Annotated in this window: 12 protein-coding genes; 7 read left to right on the forward strand and 5 right to left on the reverse strand. The window is 43.0% G+C overall.

The features are described 5' to 3' along the window. The first annotated feature begins 188 nt into the window (after window positions 1-188). Together V7K35_RS20170 and V7K35_RS20175 are read left to right on the forward strand one after the other, a co-directional pair. Window positions 189-1,172, forward strand: a complete 984-nt coding sequence (locus V7K35_RS20170; RefSeq protein WP_335080971.1) for a GntR family transcriptional regulator — start codon at window positions 189-191, stop codon at window positions 1,170-1,172. Window positions 1,173-1,226: 54 nt separating this feature from the next. Then, window positions 1,227-2,426 carry an FAD-dependent monooxygenase gene (locus tag V7K35_RS20175; RefSeq protein WP_335080973.1) on the forward strand — a complete coding sequence of 400 codons (1,200 nt, stop codon included), beginning with the start codon at window positions 1,227-1,229 and terminating at the stop codon, window positions 2,424-2,426. Window positions 2,427-2,441: 15 nt separating this feature from the next. Here V7K35_RS20175 and V7K35_RS20180 read toward each other — a convergent pair whose 3' ends face one another. From V7K35_RS20180 to tig, 4 genes are all read right to left on the reverse strand, one after another. After that, window positions 2,442-3,359: an alpha/beta fold hydrolase gene (locus V7K35_RS20180; RefSeq protein ID WP_335080975.1), complete on the reverse strand. Its 918-nt coding sequence runs from the start codon at window positions 3,357-3,359 to the stop codon at window positions 2,442-2,444. A gap of 138 nt (window positions 3,360-3,497) precedes the next feature. Next, on the reverse strand, window positions 3,498-4,838 hold the full coding sequence (gene clpX / locus V7K35_RS20185; RefSeq protein ID WP_298911523.1) for an ATP-dependent protease ATP-binding subunit ClpX: 1,341 nt from the start codon (window positions 4,836-4,838) through the stop codon (window positions 3,498-3,500). A 9-nt stretch (window positions 4,839-4,847) separates the two neighbouring features. Further along, window positions 4,848-5,546, reverse strand: coding sequence for an ATP-dependent Clp endopeptidase proteolytic subunit ClpP (gene clpP / locus V7K35_RS20190; protein ID WP_334796988.1), 699 nt, complete (start codon window positions 5,544-5,546; stop codon window positions 4,848-4,850). A gap of 336 nt (window positions 5,547-5,882) precedes the next feature. Beyond that, entirely contained in the window at window positions 5,883-7,319 is a 1,437-nt protein-coding gene (gene tig / locus V7K35_RS20195) for a trigger factor (protein WP_335080977.1), read from the reverse strand. An 856-nt stretch (window positions 7,320-8,175) separates the two neighbouring features. Here tig and V7K35_RS20200 point away from each other — a divergent pair. The 4 genes from V7K35_RS20200 (at window position 8,176) to V7K35_RS20215 (ending at window position 12,950) form a co-directional block, all read left to right on the forward strand. Continuing rightward, window positions 8,176-9,219, forward strand: coding sequence for an aspartate-semialdehyde dehydrogenase (locus V7K35_RS20200; RefSeq protein WP_334796985.1), 1,044 nt, complete (start codon window positions 8,176-8,178; stop codon window positions 9,217-9,219). A gap of 132 nt (window positions 9,220-9,351) precedes the next feature. Further along, complete coding sequence (gene dapA / locus V7K35_RS20205) at window positions 9,352-10,236, forward strand: 4-hydroxy-tetrahydrodipicolinate synthase (protein ID WP_335080979.1); 885 nt, start codon at window positions 9,352-9,354, stop codon at window positions 10,234-10,236. 232 nt (window positions 10,237-10,468) lie between these two features. Continuing rightward, window positions 10,469-12,241, forward strand: coding sequence for a ribonuclease J (locus V7K35_RS20210; RefSeq protein WP_335080981.1), 1,773 nt, complete (start codon window positions 10,469-10,471; stop codon window positions 12,239-12,241). Between the two features lie 148 nt (window positions 12,242-12,389). Beyond that, a complete protein-coding gene (locus V7K35_RS20215) occupies window positions 12,390-12,950 on the forward strand; it encodes a Uma2 family endonuclease (protein ID WP_335080983.1) in 561 nt (186 codons plus the stop codon). 18 nt (window positions 12,951-12,968) lie between these two features. Here the strand turns inward: V7K35_RS20215 and V7K35_RS20220 are convergent, their stop codons facing one another. Then, window positions 12,969-14,165: an anion transporter gene (locus tag V7K35_RS20220; RefSeq protein WP_335080985.1), complete on the reverse strand. Its 1,197-nt coding sequence runs from the start codon at window positions 14,163-14,165 to the stop codon at window positions 12,969-12,971. 527 nt (window positions 14,166-14,692) lie between these two features. Here V7K35_RS20220 and V7K35_RS20225 point away from each other — a divergent pair. Beyond that, entirely contained in the window at window positions 14,693-15,070 is a 378-nt protein-coding gene (locus tag V7K35_RS20225; protein ID WP_335080987.1) for a Mo-dependent nitrogenase C-terminal domain-containing protein, read from the forward strand. The last annotated feature ends 83 nt before the right edge of the window (window positions 15,071-15,153 follow it).

Consider the following 15,153-nt stretch of genomic DNA (forward strand, 5'->3'; position numbering starts at 1 on the left):
AAATTATCAATTACTAATAATGAGCGCATTAGAAATTTCTCCTAGAAAAACTTCATGTGTAAATAAAATATTTGACACGTAGCAAATGCAGCTGGTTACTAAAGGAGTCCTGAGTAGGAAAGCAGCACTCAGCATAAGCTAAACCATAGCTATCCGCTAACAGCACTTAGTATTTAGGAGGTTTGGTGATGATTCAATTCCGTATTCAGTCAGACAGCGAAATTCCCGCATCAACCCAACTGTTTAATCAAATCAGGTTTGCGATCGCTTCTCGGCAATATCCACCTGCTTACAAATTACCAAGTACACGGGCGCTGGCAATGCAAACTGGGTTACACCGTAACACTATTAGCAAAGTTTACCGTCAACTGGAAGAAGACGGATTTGTTGAAAGTATGGCTGGTTCGGGAATTTATGTTCGTGCCCAAGGTCATGAGGGCGGTAGCAGGCTGCAATCACCAATTCTTAAACAACATCCTGATGCATATCAAGTTGTCCAGCAAGCACTTGACGAGCTGCTCTCTCAAGGATGTTCACTCAATCAAGCTAGAGAGCTATTTTTAGCGGAAATTGACTGGCGCTTGCGTTGTAGTGCGCGGGTACTGGTTGCAGTACCATCTTATGACATGGGTGCTGGTGAGTTGATGGTGTATGAATTAGAGCGAGCTTTGAAAATACCAGTCCAGTTGGTAGCAATGGAAGAATTAACAGCTGCGTTAGATAAAACTACCTCTGCGACAGTAGTCACAAGTCGGTATTTTATCAGTAATGTGGAAGCGATCGCTGCTCCTAAAGCTGCACGGGTGATTCCTTTGGATATCTACGACTACACCAAAGAACTCAACTTATTGAAAACCCTGCCAAAACAAAACTGTGTAGGCATAGTTAGCCTCAGTTCCGGGATTGCACGAGCAGCAGAAGTCATCCTGCACGGACTACGTGGGGATGAACTACTGGTGATGACTTCGCAACCAAAAGATGCTTATAAACTTCAGGCAATGGTTAAGCGGGCTGAGGTAATAATAAGTGATCAAGCCAGTTTTGCAGCAGTGCAAGCAGCCGTGCAAGCATTTGATGAAGATATTATTCGTCCACCAAAGCTGATTAAGGTTGAAAATTATATCGGGACAAACTCGATTAACTTGCTAAAACGAGAACTGGGTTTAGGTTAATCTCAAAATAATTCGACCAACATCTTTGAGAGCAACTAATACACGAGGAATGAGATGGTGCAGATTGTGATTGTGGGCGCAGGTCCAACAGGTGTAACACTTGCCCTGCTCCTTGTAAAACGTGGTATTGCTGTAACGTTAATTGAAGCAGCAAAAGACTTTCATCGTGTTTTTCGCGGCGAAGGATTAATGCCTAGTGGCTTAGATGCACTAGAGCAAATGGGTTTATCGGCGTTGTTGGAGCATATTCCCCATCGACAACTCGACGCATGGGAATTTATTCTAGGGGATAAACAGTTGTTTCGAGTTGATGAACCAATGGGAGCAACCCGACCCTGTACACTGGTTTCACAACCACCGTTACTCAATGCACTGATTTCGGAAGCTCAAACCAATGATGGGTTTGAATTTATCCAGGGTATTCCAGTCAAAGATTTGCGCTGGAGTAATCAACGTGTCGCAGGTGTAGTACTAAGTGATGGGAGAGAACTAACTGCTGACTTAGTGATTGGGGCAGATGGTCGAAATTCTCTTGTGCGACAACGTATAGGATTGGAATTGGTACGCCAGCCCAAAAATATTGATATTCTCTGGTTTAAACTTGCCGCCAGTCCTGAGTTTGCAGCCGATAATGTATTTCGTACTATTGTAAATGGCGATCGCGTATTTACTATCTTTCACGGAGCAGAGTCAGGAAAACTGCATCTGGCTTGGGTGATGTCCGCAACCGAAAACATTGACTCCAAGCAAGCCAACTGGGCAGAAATTTTTGCTTCCCTATCACCCTCATGGCTAGCAGAGCATTTCCGTAATCATGCAGAAACCATCGAATCCCCCATTCGGCTTTCTGTTGTGGTTGGTTATTGTCCACAATGGCACGCACCAGGGGTACTGCTTCTAGGTGACGCTGCACACCCAATGTCTCCTGTGCGTGCTCAAGGAATTAATCTCGCATTCCGTGATGTGATTGTCGCTGCTAATCATCTTGTGCCACTGTTGCAGAAAAAAACTGGACACCAGGATATTGATATGGCACTATCGCACATTCAAGCAGAACGTGAGCCAGAAATTATCCGCGCCCAGCAACTCCAGTTAGAAGAAGCTAAACAAGGTGAACTATTGCGAAAAAATGCACTGCTGCGTTCGCTGTTGATTCAACTTGCTCCCTTGCTCCGTAAAATAATTAAAAAGTCTTGGTTAAAGCGACAATATAAAATGCGTCAAGGTATCACACAAGTACACTTAACTGTTTAAAAAAACCCCTATCATTTATCCCACTTCTAATTTTGGGGTGTTAATTTGTAAAAACTCTTGCACCCGTTGTAGGTAAGTTGGTGCATCTTCCAACATTGGGAAATGGGCTGTGTTGGGAATCATCGCAAATTCCACTTTGTTACTCAGTGCAGCTGCTTTACGCCCCATCTCGGCTGGAATAATCTTGTCATACTCCCCCGCCACAAGCAGAGTCGGTACTGTCAGCTTGGCAAACTCAAGCGGCATCACTTCAGCTTGAGCCTTACTGACTGAAGTAAAAATTGTCCCTAATGCCGCATCGTAATCTGCTTCGAGAAAATCTTGCAGAAAAGCTTGACGCTCAGAATGTGGTATGGAACTATGCAGAAATCTGGCCATAAACATCTGATCAACAAATGGGATTTTGCTTAACCACTTGGGACGGAATTTCACTACATAGCCACCGAATTTATGAAAGGCACTAAAAGATTTTTCGTCGTATTCAAAAACGCCGCTACAAGTTAAAATTCCCCGTTCTACTCGTTGGGGGTAGCGGTTAAAAAATAAAGTGGCAACAGACGCGCCCATTGAGTGAGCATGGATATAAACACGCTGAAGATGCAACCCATCTAACAAAGCTGCCAAATCATCAGCGTATTCCTCTAATTCATAGGTTAACTCTCTGATTGCCTCTGATTCTTCCTGAGGGGACTCAGCGGCAACAGCTTCACTTGCTTGGACTATGGTTGGCTTCCCACCAGAACGACCAAATCCCCGCATATCGTAGAGTAAACAATCAAATTGCTCTGATAAGACATTGGCGGTACTTTGCCAATACCTAGCCGAACCAGCCCAACCGTGCATGAAAATCATCACTGGTTTTACCAAAGAACCAGATGGTTTTTTCAGCCATTCGTAGTAATGCTCAACGCCACGAATATTAATATAAGGCATTTTTGAGAGTTAGGAGTTAAGAGTTAGGAGTTAGGAGTTTTTAATTTTGAATTTGGAGTTTTGAGTTAATTACTCGTTCTCCACTCTTGACTCCTAACTTTCTGGGCTAAACCATAGCTATCCGCTAACAGCATTGATTTACGCTGATTCTGGTTTCGGTAATGAAGATGGATGTATTATGAGTTCGGCAGTTGATCGCTTCTCGACCATCTCCCGTGTTACTGTGCAGCGAGTTACATCCTTACGCGACGGTAATTCGTACATGACATCCAGCATCAGTTCTTCGACAATGCCCCGCAGCGCTCTAGCACCAGTTTTACGGCGGTAGGCTTCTTGAGCGATCGCTCGCAAAGCATCTGGTTTAAAATCTAACTGGACATTATCCATCTTCAGCAGCTTTTGGTACTGCTTCACTAAGGCGCTGCGTGGTTGGGTGAGAATCGCCATCAGCGCTTCTTCATCTAGCGGATCTACTACTGCTACCATTGGCACGCGCCCAATAAATTCTGGAATCATGCCAAATTTTACTAAATCATCCGGTGCTAGATTGCGAAGAGTATCTGCTGCCCGTTTTTCCTTAGATTGGCCTTCTCCCGGTTGCACAAAGCCGATTGCTTTTTTGCCAACTCTCTGATCTACAACTTTTTCCAAACCTACGAAGGCACCACCACAGACGAACAAAATATTACTTGTATCAATCTGGATGCAGTCTTGATAGGGATGCTTGCGCCCTCCTTGGGGTGGTACATTGGCGATCGTTCCCTCTAACATTTTCAGCAAGGCTTGCTGTACGCCTTCCCCAGAAACATCGCGGGTAATTGACGGGTTCTCGCTCTTGCGAGCAATTTTATCAATTTCATCAATGTAGATAATTCCCCGCTGCGCTTCTTCTATATCCAAATCTGCCACCTGCAACAGTCGCAGCAAGATATTTTCCACATCTTCTCCTACATACCCCGCTTCCGTCAGTGTCGTAGCATCGGCGACGGCAAACGGTACATCCAGGATTTTCGCTAGGGTTTGCGCTAAGAGAGTTTTGCCGCAACCAGTCGGGCCGATTAACAAAATGTTGGACTTTTGCAGTTCTACAGCATCATCCGCCCCAGGTTTACCACTAGCTTTAGACTGAATAACCGCCAGTCGCTTGTAGTGATTGTAGACGGCTACTGACAGCACTTTCTTGGCTTCGTCTTGACCAATGACGTGTTCGTCTAGATACTTTTTAATCTCTCTTGGCTTGGGTATTTGATTAAACGAAATACTAGAAGATCGGGTACGGCGTTTTTGAGGTGGTTCTGCTCTTGGTGCTGGTTGTGCTGCCGCACCATTTGTATCGAGTAACTCCTCGTCTAGTATTTCATTACACAAGTCAACGCATTCATCGCAGATGTAGACTCCCGGCCCCGCGATTAATTTACGCACCTGCTCTTGAGACTTGCCACAAAATGAACATTTCAAATGGGAGTCGTACTTAGACATACCAGCCTCTTATTTCAGAATGGTGACGTTTTCCCCTGCTACGGGAAGATTTTGCCTGGAAATGACCTGATCAATCAAACCGTAGTTCTTCGCTTCTTCTGCCGACATAAAAAAGTCGCGTTCTGTATCTGCTTCAAGTCTTTCTAGGGGTTGACCAGTATGGTGAGCCATTAACTGATTCAACTTAGCCTTAACGTAAAGAATTTCTCTGGCTTGAATTTCAATGTCAATGGCTTGACCTTGAGCGCCACCAAGTGGTTGGTGAATCATAATCCGGGAGTCGGGCAGAGACATGCGCTTCCCAGCAGCTCCTGCTGTCAATAAAAACGCCCCCATGCTCGCAGCTAATCCAAAACAGATGGTAACAACATCAGGGCGAATTTGCTGTATTGTATCATAGATTGCCATCCCTGCGTAGACCGAGCCACCAGGAGAATTAACATACAGTTGGATATCCTTTTCTGAGTCTTCGGCGTCTAAGAATAATAACTGAGCCACAATCGAGTTGGCAACAGCATCATCTATTGGCGTTCCCAAAAAGATAATCCGCTCTCGCAGCAGGCGGGAGTAGATGTCGAAAGCCCTTTCTCCCATCCCAGATTGTTCTACCACCATCGGCACAATGTTGCTAGGGCTGCTCAACTGGGAGTTAATGTTTATTCGACTTAAGTTGCTGATGGGGGAATTTCCCGATTGCGATCCAAGCATACAATCAAATTTGACGATAATTTAGGACAAATGTTTCCGCAGCATGTGCTGCCTTTTCGACGAATGAAATTTTTATCAGCTACGTGTTAACCATTATGCCTCATATAATTTCTTCTCGTGTAACACAGTATCAAGCTCAGGCGATAACATGTGTCACTATTTGCCGAAAATTCATTAATTCTTTAATTATTCTGACTTGAGCACTGAGTTTTGAGGAGCCAAGAGTTAAGAGGCAGTGGTATTTCATCTCCTCCTGCTCCCTCATCTCCTTTACCTTACCCATTTCACCAGTACTTTAACTCAGAACTGGTGAACTCATGGCTGTGGAATTTTTTATTATCCTTCTGTGACTTCTGTGGAATCGCTGCTTTCTTCCTCTGTCTGAGGTGCATCAGCATCAGCATCTAATTCTGTGGCTTCCGTTTCCTCTGTGGGACTCAAGGAGCCTTCGGGTACAAGTTCAACTGAGGAGTGTTCTAAGAGCCAATCGATGATTTTTTCGGTTAATAGTTCGTTTTGCACGATTGAGCGCAGTTTATCTTCATCAACCTCTTGTTCCTCCGAATACTGTTCCAAAAGTTCTGTGACTCTGGATGCAATTTCTTCTGGTGTTACCTCGATAGATTCGCGTTTACCGATTTCTCGCAAAGACAAGGAGCGTTTGATGCGTTCAATTGCCTCAGTGCGCGATCGCTCCCGCAGTTGAACAATAATATCTTGAGTAAACAACTTCTTCACATCTAATCCCTGCTGAGACAGGCGGATTGCTGTTTGCGTTAGCATTGCATCCACTTCTTGCTCAATCAACGTTGCTGGTAAGTCAACTTCTACATGCTTGAGCAGTTCCGTTAACAAGGCTTCCTGCTTATTTGTTTCTGTTTTGTCGTCCGCCTCTTTTTGATATTGCTCTACTAAGGAAGCACGTAACTCTTCTAAGGTTTCAAAATCACTGATTTCCTGGGCTAAGTCATCATTTAATTCTGGTAACTCTTTTTCCTTCAGTTCTTTGAGCGTTACTGTGAAAGTTGCCGCTTTTCCAGCTAAATCTTCATTAGCATATGGATCTGGGAACTGCGCTGCAATTTCTTTAGTTTCTTCAGGATTCATCCCCACTATTCCAGTAATAAAGCCTGGAATGAACTTATCTTCCTGCAATTCAACTTGAAAATCAGTCGCTTCGGCTCCAGGAATCGGTTCTAGTTCAGTTGTTTCTTCTTCACCCTCCCCTCTGGCGAATGAACCTTTAAAATCGACTACAGCAATATCGCCGATTTGGGCTGGACGTCCTTCCACAGGAATCAATGTCGCCAATTCTTGACGTTCCTTGTCGAGGCTACTGTCCACTCGTTCTGGATCGTACTTGACTTCTTCAGCTTGGAAAAGCAAATCAGTGTACTGCACTAAATTCACTTCTGGTTCTACATCAACAGCAGCCGAAATCGTCAGGGGTTTTCCAGGTTCATAATTCTTAATCAAATCCTCAAAGGAGGAGCGCAGTTGTGGCTGACCTATTGCCGGGATAGCTTCTTGTTTGACTGCTTGCTCAATGCCATCTTGAATTAGTTCTTCCAGCGCTGCTACCTTGATTCGAGTTGTACCCAACCGTTGTAGCAATATCGGTCGAGGCACCTTGCCTTTACGAAACCCAGGAATATTGGCAGTACTCGCTAAGTTTTTAATCACCTGTTCGTAAGTTTGCTTGGTAATTTCCGGCGTAATCTCTATTTCCAGACCAATTTGGCTGGCGGGGAGTCTTTCCTGGGTAACTTTCATGCTTCGTCTCTAGTTTGCTGATATTTTAAACTCGGAGTACACACAAGACGCAATAAAATAATTGTTTGCGTTTATGGCTTGATGTCTCTTAAGGGTAATGGGATGTTGCCACAAGGCTTTATGACATCCAAGGATGGATATTTGTCCTGGGGCAAAGATCCAGTTTACTGCCAATGACCAAGGACTTGACATTTTACCTTCATAACAATTAGTTAATCGGGGCATTGGACATTGGAAAACTCTTCTCCAGTCCCCAGTCCCCAGTCCCCAGTCCCCAGTCCCCAGTCACTCTAAATTTAGGAATTAATTATTTAGCAGACTAATGCTGTGATATCCTGGTTCTGAGCGAGTGGTTAGTACTCCCAAGTTAAAGTTATAGTATTGAGTCTAGCTATTATTAAGTTGTAGTCCGAGAGCGCATCTGTTATCTAGCTGCATAGCCCAGTTTTATGCTGTGCTGATTTTATGCATTTCGCTCTTAGTATATTCATCCTGTTGGTAAGCAACTTTGCAACCAAGACATTTGTTAACATTACTGGTGAGATGCCTATTAAAGGTCTAAGTGCAGATATCTCCATTTTTCTACTAAATGGCGTTTTGTTGTATAATAATGTATATTATAGTTTAAATAGATGTAAAAATTAAATAGCCATTGTTGTAAAATGCAACATCACTTAACTTATTAAATAGCCAATAAAATAAATGTATTAAATCTATAAAAATCGACTAAATTAGAGAAAAATCTAAATCTATTCAAAATGTATTTTAAGATTAATTGCGATCGCCATCTAAATATAAGTAAATTTTCAATTGTTCCAAGAAATTGCAAAGAAACCTCTTAAAGGAGGAAGTGAGTTTGTCTAAATCCTATCGTTTAGCTATTTTGGGAGCAACTGGTGCTGTTGGCACAGAGTTGCTGGAATTATTAGAAAGCCGTAATTTTCCCATTGCTGACTTGAAGCTATTGGCATCAGAGCGGAGTGTAGGGCGATCGCTGCGGTTTAAAGGGGAAAATATACTAGTAGAGCAAGTTCGCGATCGCGCCTTTGAAAATGTGGACATAGTACTGGCTAGTGCAGGTGGTTCCACATCCAAAACCTGGGCAGCAATTGCTATCGAAAAGGGCGCAGTGGTAATTGATAACTCCAGTGCCTTTCGGATGAACCCGGAAGTTCCCTTAGTAGTACCAGAGGTGAATCCAAAAGCCGCAGCTAATCACCAAGGCATTATTGCCAACCCCAACTGCACAACAATTTTAATGACTTTGGCAGTATGGCCATTGCATAAAGTAAAACCAGTGCAACGGATCGTCGCCTCAACCTACCAATCTGCTAGTGGTGCTGGTGCTCGAGCAATAGCAGAAGTCAAAACCCAAACAAGCGCTATACTACAAGGACAGCCGCCAGTTGCTGAGGTATTGCCTTACCCACTGGCATTTAATTTATTCCCCCATAACTCACCATTAAACGATTTGGGTTACTGTGAGGAAGAGATGAAAATGGTCAATGAAACCCGAAAAATATTTGGTACGCAGCAAATCAGAATCACTGCAACCTGTATACGGGTTCCCGTACTCCGCGCCCATTCAGAAGCCATTAATTTAGAATTTGAGACTCCCTTTAGTGCAGAGGAAGCTAGAGAAATTTTAAATTGCTCCCCTGGAGTGAAATTGGTAGAAGATTGGGAAACTAATCATTTTCCGATGCCAATTGAAGCAACTGGTCGAGATGAAGTTTTAGTGGGAAGAATTCGTCAGGATATTTCTCATCCGTGTGGCTTGGAATTATGGTTGTGTGGCGACCAAATCCGCAAAGGCGCAGCATTGAATGCAGTACAAATCGCCGAATTGTTGGTAGAAAAAAATCTACTAAAACCTGCTAAGGCTTACGTTTCAAGCTAGTTATTAGTAAAAATAAAAACTAATGACAAAGAGCAAATGTGCGAATCACTGTTGAAAGCAATATGCAGGTAAGTTATTACAATAGAAAACCACCAAGATACAAAAACATGGGTAATCAGGAGTGAAAACAGGGTGGGAGATTTTGGCAATGTTTTAACCGCTATGATTACGCCGTTTAAAGCAGATGGTAGTGTAAATTATGATCTAGCGGCAGAACTGGCAGCACATCTAGCTAATAACGGTACAGATACATTGGTGATGTGCGGCACAACAGGAGAATCCCCTACTCTAAGTTGGGATGAGGAATACCAGTTGTTTGTCGAGGTGTTGCAGTCCGTGGCAGGAAAAGCCAAAGTGATCGCAGGTTGTGGTTCAAATTCGACCAAAGAAGCGATCGCTGCCACCCAAAAAGCGTCTAAAATAGGAGTACATGGTTCCTTACAAGTTGTTCCTTATTACAACAAACCGCCACAAGCGGGATTGGAAGCGCACTTTCAGGCAATAGCACAAGCCTGTCCCGACCTGCCTTTGTTGTTATACAATGTCCCAGGTCGTACCGGACAAAACCTTCAGCCAGAAACAGTTGCCCGGTTAGCTAAGGTTAGCAATATTGTCGGGATTAAAGAATCCACTGGTAGCATAGATCAGGCAAGCGAAATTCGTCGCTTGACGCCAAAAGAATTCCACATCTACTCTGGTGATGATTACATGACTTTGCCCTTGTTAGCGATCGGGGCAAAGGGTGTAGTAAGTGTGGCTTCTCATCTGGTAGGAAACCAACTACAGCAGATGATCCAAGCTTTTAGTGCGGGAAAAATAGAGGTAGCAAGCGACATTCATCTCCAACTCTTCCCGTTGTTTAAAGCTCTTTTTCTCACTTCAAATCCCATTCCAGTGAAAAAAGCACTGAAACTTCAAGGTTGGGAGGTTGGTTCAACTCGTCCACCGCTATGTGAAGCTGACTTAGAAGTAAGTCAAAAGTTAGAAGCGGTTCTGAAAGAACTTAGTTTAATCTAGCCACCATCTGGTTAAGCGCTGATAATCTGCTGCTTTCTTAAGATACATATAAACAATGACCAGAATTGTTCATAAGTTGCAATTTAAATCCATTTTATTGAATAAAAAATTGAAGATTTCAATTAAAACTTGATTGCTTTGGGACTAACTTAAAAGACAGATGATGTTGTCTTAAATACAAAGAAAGTTACCTATCAACTAAATTAACCACAAGTAACAATCTAAGGAGAAAATGGCTAAAAACGAAGCTAATAATTCCGCCTTGAAAATTATTCCTTTGGGCGGTTTGCACGAAATTGGGAAAAATACCTGTCTTTTTGAGTATGATGATGAAATTATTCTGTTAGATGCAGGATTGGCTTTTCCCACAGAGGCGATGCATGGAGTAAATATTGTTTTGCCAGATACGACCTATCTGCGGGAAAATCGCCACAAAATTAAAGGGATGATCGTTACTCATGGTCATGAAGACCATATCGGCGGGATTGCTTTTCATCTCAAGCAATTTGATATCCCCGTGATTTATGGGCCCAGACTAGCAATGGCAATGCTAGAGGGTAAATTAGAAGAAGCAGGAGTGCGCGATCGCACGGAAATCAGAACAGTTCTACCACGTGATGTAGTGCGGATTGGGAAAAACTTTTTAGTTGAATATATCCGTAATACCCATTCGATCGCTGATAGTTTCACTGTTGCCATTCATACTCCTCTCGGTGTAGTCATTCACACAGGGGATTTTAAAATCGACCACACCCCAGTGGATGGGGAAAAGTTTGACTTGCAACGGTTAGCAGAACATGGTGAAAAAGGCGTTCTTTGCTTGCTAAGTGATTCCACTAACTCCGAGATAGCAGGGTTTACACCTTCGGAACGCTCAGTTTATCCAAATCTGGAAAGAGTATTTAGTCAAGCTACTGGGCGATTATTTGTCACTACCTTTGCTTCCAGCGTCCATCGCATCAACATGATTTTGGATATCGCAAAAAAGCAAAACCGTGTAGTGACGATTGTGGGGCGTTCAATGCTGAACTTGATTGCTCATGCCCGCAATTTAGGTTATATCAAGTGTGACGATAACCTGCTGCAACCATTGCACGCAGTCCGCAATCTACCTGATGAAAAAGTATTAATTTTAACTACAGGTTCTCAGGGTGAAACGATGGCAGCAATGACCCGCATTGCCAACAAAGAACATCCTCACATCAAAATCCGCGAAGGAGATACAGTAGTATTCTCTGCTAACCCAATTCCTGGAAATACGATCGCAGTAGTCAATACCATTGATAAATTGATGATTCAAGGTGCGAAAGTAGTCTATGGTCGGGATAAAGGGATTCACGTTTCTGGTCACGGCTGTCAGGAAGAACAAAAGCTGATGATTGCCTTAACTCGACCCAAATTCTTTGTGCCATTTCACGGCGAACATCGGATGCTAGTGAAGCACGCAGAAACGGCTCAGAGTATGGGCATTCCCGCAGAAAATATGATCATTATTCAAAATGGTGATATTGTCGAACTAACTGAAGATGCTATTCGCGTCGCTGGTAAAGTGCCATCTGGTATCGAATTGGTGGATACTACTAGTTCGGGTATGGTAAGTGCAAAAGTGCTGCAAGAACGGCAACGCATGGCTTCAGAAGGCATTATTACGATCGCAGCTGCCATTGATTGGAATGGTAAACTGTTGGCAAAACCAGAAATTCACTTACGGGGTGTAGTTACAAGTGTAGAGCGATCGCTCCTACAAACCTGGGTAAAACAACGCATTGAAGAAATCCTGACTGTGCGCTGGACAGAATTTGCTCCTGGCGAAGGTCAAGCAGCAGATATAGACTGGGGTGGATTGCAAGGTACTTTAGAACGAGAATTGCAACGTTCCATCCGTCGGGAATTGCAATGTCAGCCATCTGTGACTTTGTTGATGCAAATCCCTGATGAGCCGCCTGTAAAAGTTGCTGATGGGAGAAGACGCCGCACTCGGACTGCTGCTCAGGTAGCATCATAGAGAATTTAAGATAAAAATCTCACGTTAAAGCGCAGAGACGCAGAGTTTTTCTAACGTCTTTGCGCTTTGGCGTGAGATATAGTCTTTTATTATGGGTATAGAAATTACAGTAAATAGTACTTGCCTATAGTTCTTGGAAGCGATCGCTATGACTAAAACACCAATAAAAATTAGTACTCTTGAGGAATACATCAATTTTGATGATGGCACAGACAAGCAATATGAACTTGAGGATGGGGTGCTGCTAGAAATGCCTCCTGGTACTGGTAAGCATGAGGCGATTATCACCTTACTCTTAGTTCGCTTCTTTTTAGAAATTCAAAAAATGGGACTGCCTTTACAACCGCGTCCTAACGGTACAGAGGTGCTGACTAATAAACAACTTAGAAGACCTGATATTTGTGTGATTACCAACGAACAGGCAAAAAGTATTGAGAGTACTTCCGCTATCCTCAAAACTGCTCCACCCCTTTTAGTTGAAGTGGTAAGTCCTGAATCTATTGAGCGGGACTATAATCAAAAAACCTCTGAGTATGCAGCTATTGGTGCGGTCGAGTATTGGATTGTTGACCCCTTAAAAAATCAGGTGACAGTGTGTTTGCTAAACAATGGTAGTTACAAGCAAACTATGTTTACTGGAAACCAGCAAATTATTTCTCAAACATTCGCAGAACTAACCCTGACAGCCCAGCAGGTGTTTTCAGCTTAGGGTTGTTGCTACATATCCTCAATGAACCCAGAGGTATACTAGAAATAAAGTACACACTGTTAAAGGCGCTCCAAAACGCAGGTGTTCCCAAAAAGTTAGCTTGTAGCCTAAATCAGCAGCAGCTTCTACAACTATCAAGTTGGCGACTGAACCAAACAAAGTCAAATTACCAGCCAAAGTTGATCCGGCTGCCAACAATAGCCAATACTTAGTGTCACCTGGAGGAACCAGGGGATGCAGCAGAAGTACAGCAGGCACATTAGAAATTAAGTTAGATAAAACAACAGTTACACCCAAAAAACTCGCAGCAGAGTTGATTGCATGGGTAAATGGCTGAAGCAAATTCAACTTTTGCGTGACTCGCGTCAGAATAAACAATCCAGAAAACATTACCAGCAGATTCCAATCCACCTTTTGCAAAATGCGCTGGGGTTTAATCCGCCGAGTGATTAGCAACAAGCTAGCAGCAACTAGAGCAGACTCCGCTAAGGGTAAGCCGACAGTAAATGCAATTAGCAGCCCAATTGTAATGACTAATGTTTTTTTAAATAAGGGTTTAAAAATCCGTTGGTTGCCAACTATTACCTGTTCGCAAGGTTTGACTAAGCGCACATCTGGATAAAGTAGCCACAGTAATCCTACCTGAATTACTAAACCTATTAGGGCAACTGGGGCCAATATACGCAGAAAATCTAAATAGGAAATGCCTGAAAAGGAGCCAATCAGGATATTTTGAGGATTACCGCTCAAAGTTGCTACCGAGCCTATATTAGTTGCACCTGCGATCGCTAGTAAATAAGGAATCGGATTTAAGCCCAAAGCTAGTGTCAGGCTCAAAGTTAAGGGTGTGAAAATCAACGCTATAGTGTCATTGAGAAAAAAGGCGGAGAGGATACCACTACCAAAAGTTAAAGCAATCAACAAACCTAGAGGACTGCGAGTGATACTCAATATCACTGAGATTGATCGCCTAAAAAACCCTGCATAGGATAGGTTGGCATTAACTACCATCATGCTCAAGAGAAATACGATGGTATTGGCATCAATGGCCTGCCATGCCTCCTGTAAATTCAGAACACCTAAAGCAATTAAAAAGGCAGAACCAACTAAAGCGATGGTGGCGCGGTTCATGCGTAAACCAGGAATGTAGCCCAATGCTAATCCCAGATAAGTTAGCCCTAAGACGCTATAGATTGCAAATTGGAGAAGAATCACTTTCTTTACCGAGACTTTGCCACGACCGATGTTTCATGACTAGCCGCTCTGCATCTACTGACAAAGCCAACCCACCTGGCTTTAAGCCGCAGCCGCGTCTACAGGCTTCTCTTTACTTCTACGGCATTCAGCCAGCAATGAACAGGACGCTTTGACGTGGGGAAGTGGGAATACTCAGAGGAAACACGCCTACTTGGATATTACCAATATTTATACTTAGCAAAAATACTTTTAAGAAGAGCTTATATTAAGTTCTGTAAATGTTACACTAAAACCTATCCAATGACGGATGTCTTTATTAAAATTTAAACTATATCAAGTTATGAACAAGATGATCATATTACACTACCGATCCCCAAAAATTTGCGATTAACTTGACGTAGTAATAAATTAGGTTCTGACTTAAGTGGCTAATTAGGTATTACATTATATCGCAGTCAGAACGCGATTTTTCCGGTAAAGTTCGTTGCCACGTTGTATATATTCATCAAAAAGACGAACAGCCTCAATAACACAGGGGATTAACCATGAAGGTATCTGATAATACCACAAAAAAGATTTTTCTTGCAAGCTGGATATCAGTCAATCAAGCAGAGACTAGTGACCATAAAGTAACCCAGCTAGCCCGCTCTGCTTCCAAATCTTACTGGAATATTCTCCAACCCCTACGGCAGCGTGTAGATAGCATTCAAGTCCGCGATCGCCAACTAGCTCACCGCTTGTGCAAACTGATTCCATCTCAATGTCCATTTGAGCGAGATGTGAAATTATTTGGGAAAACCCTGTTTCACATTCCGCCCATGTGTAAGCTCAACCCCTTATATGAAGAAGTGGTTGGTTTACGTTTCCGAGCAATGTGCTATCTAGCGGACGAATGCGGCGAAGATGTGTCGCAGTACTGCTGAATGCTGGGGGAAAAGTGAGGAGTCAGGAGTGATGAGTGAGGAATTAAAACTTATAACTCCTAACTTCTAACTTCTAACTTTTA

Origin of the sequence: Nostoc sp. (assembly GCF_036917275.1) — a bacterium.
Classification (GTDB): domain Bacteria; phylum Cyanobacteriota; class Cyanobacteriia; order Cyanobacteriales; family Nostocaceae; genus Nostoc.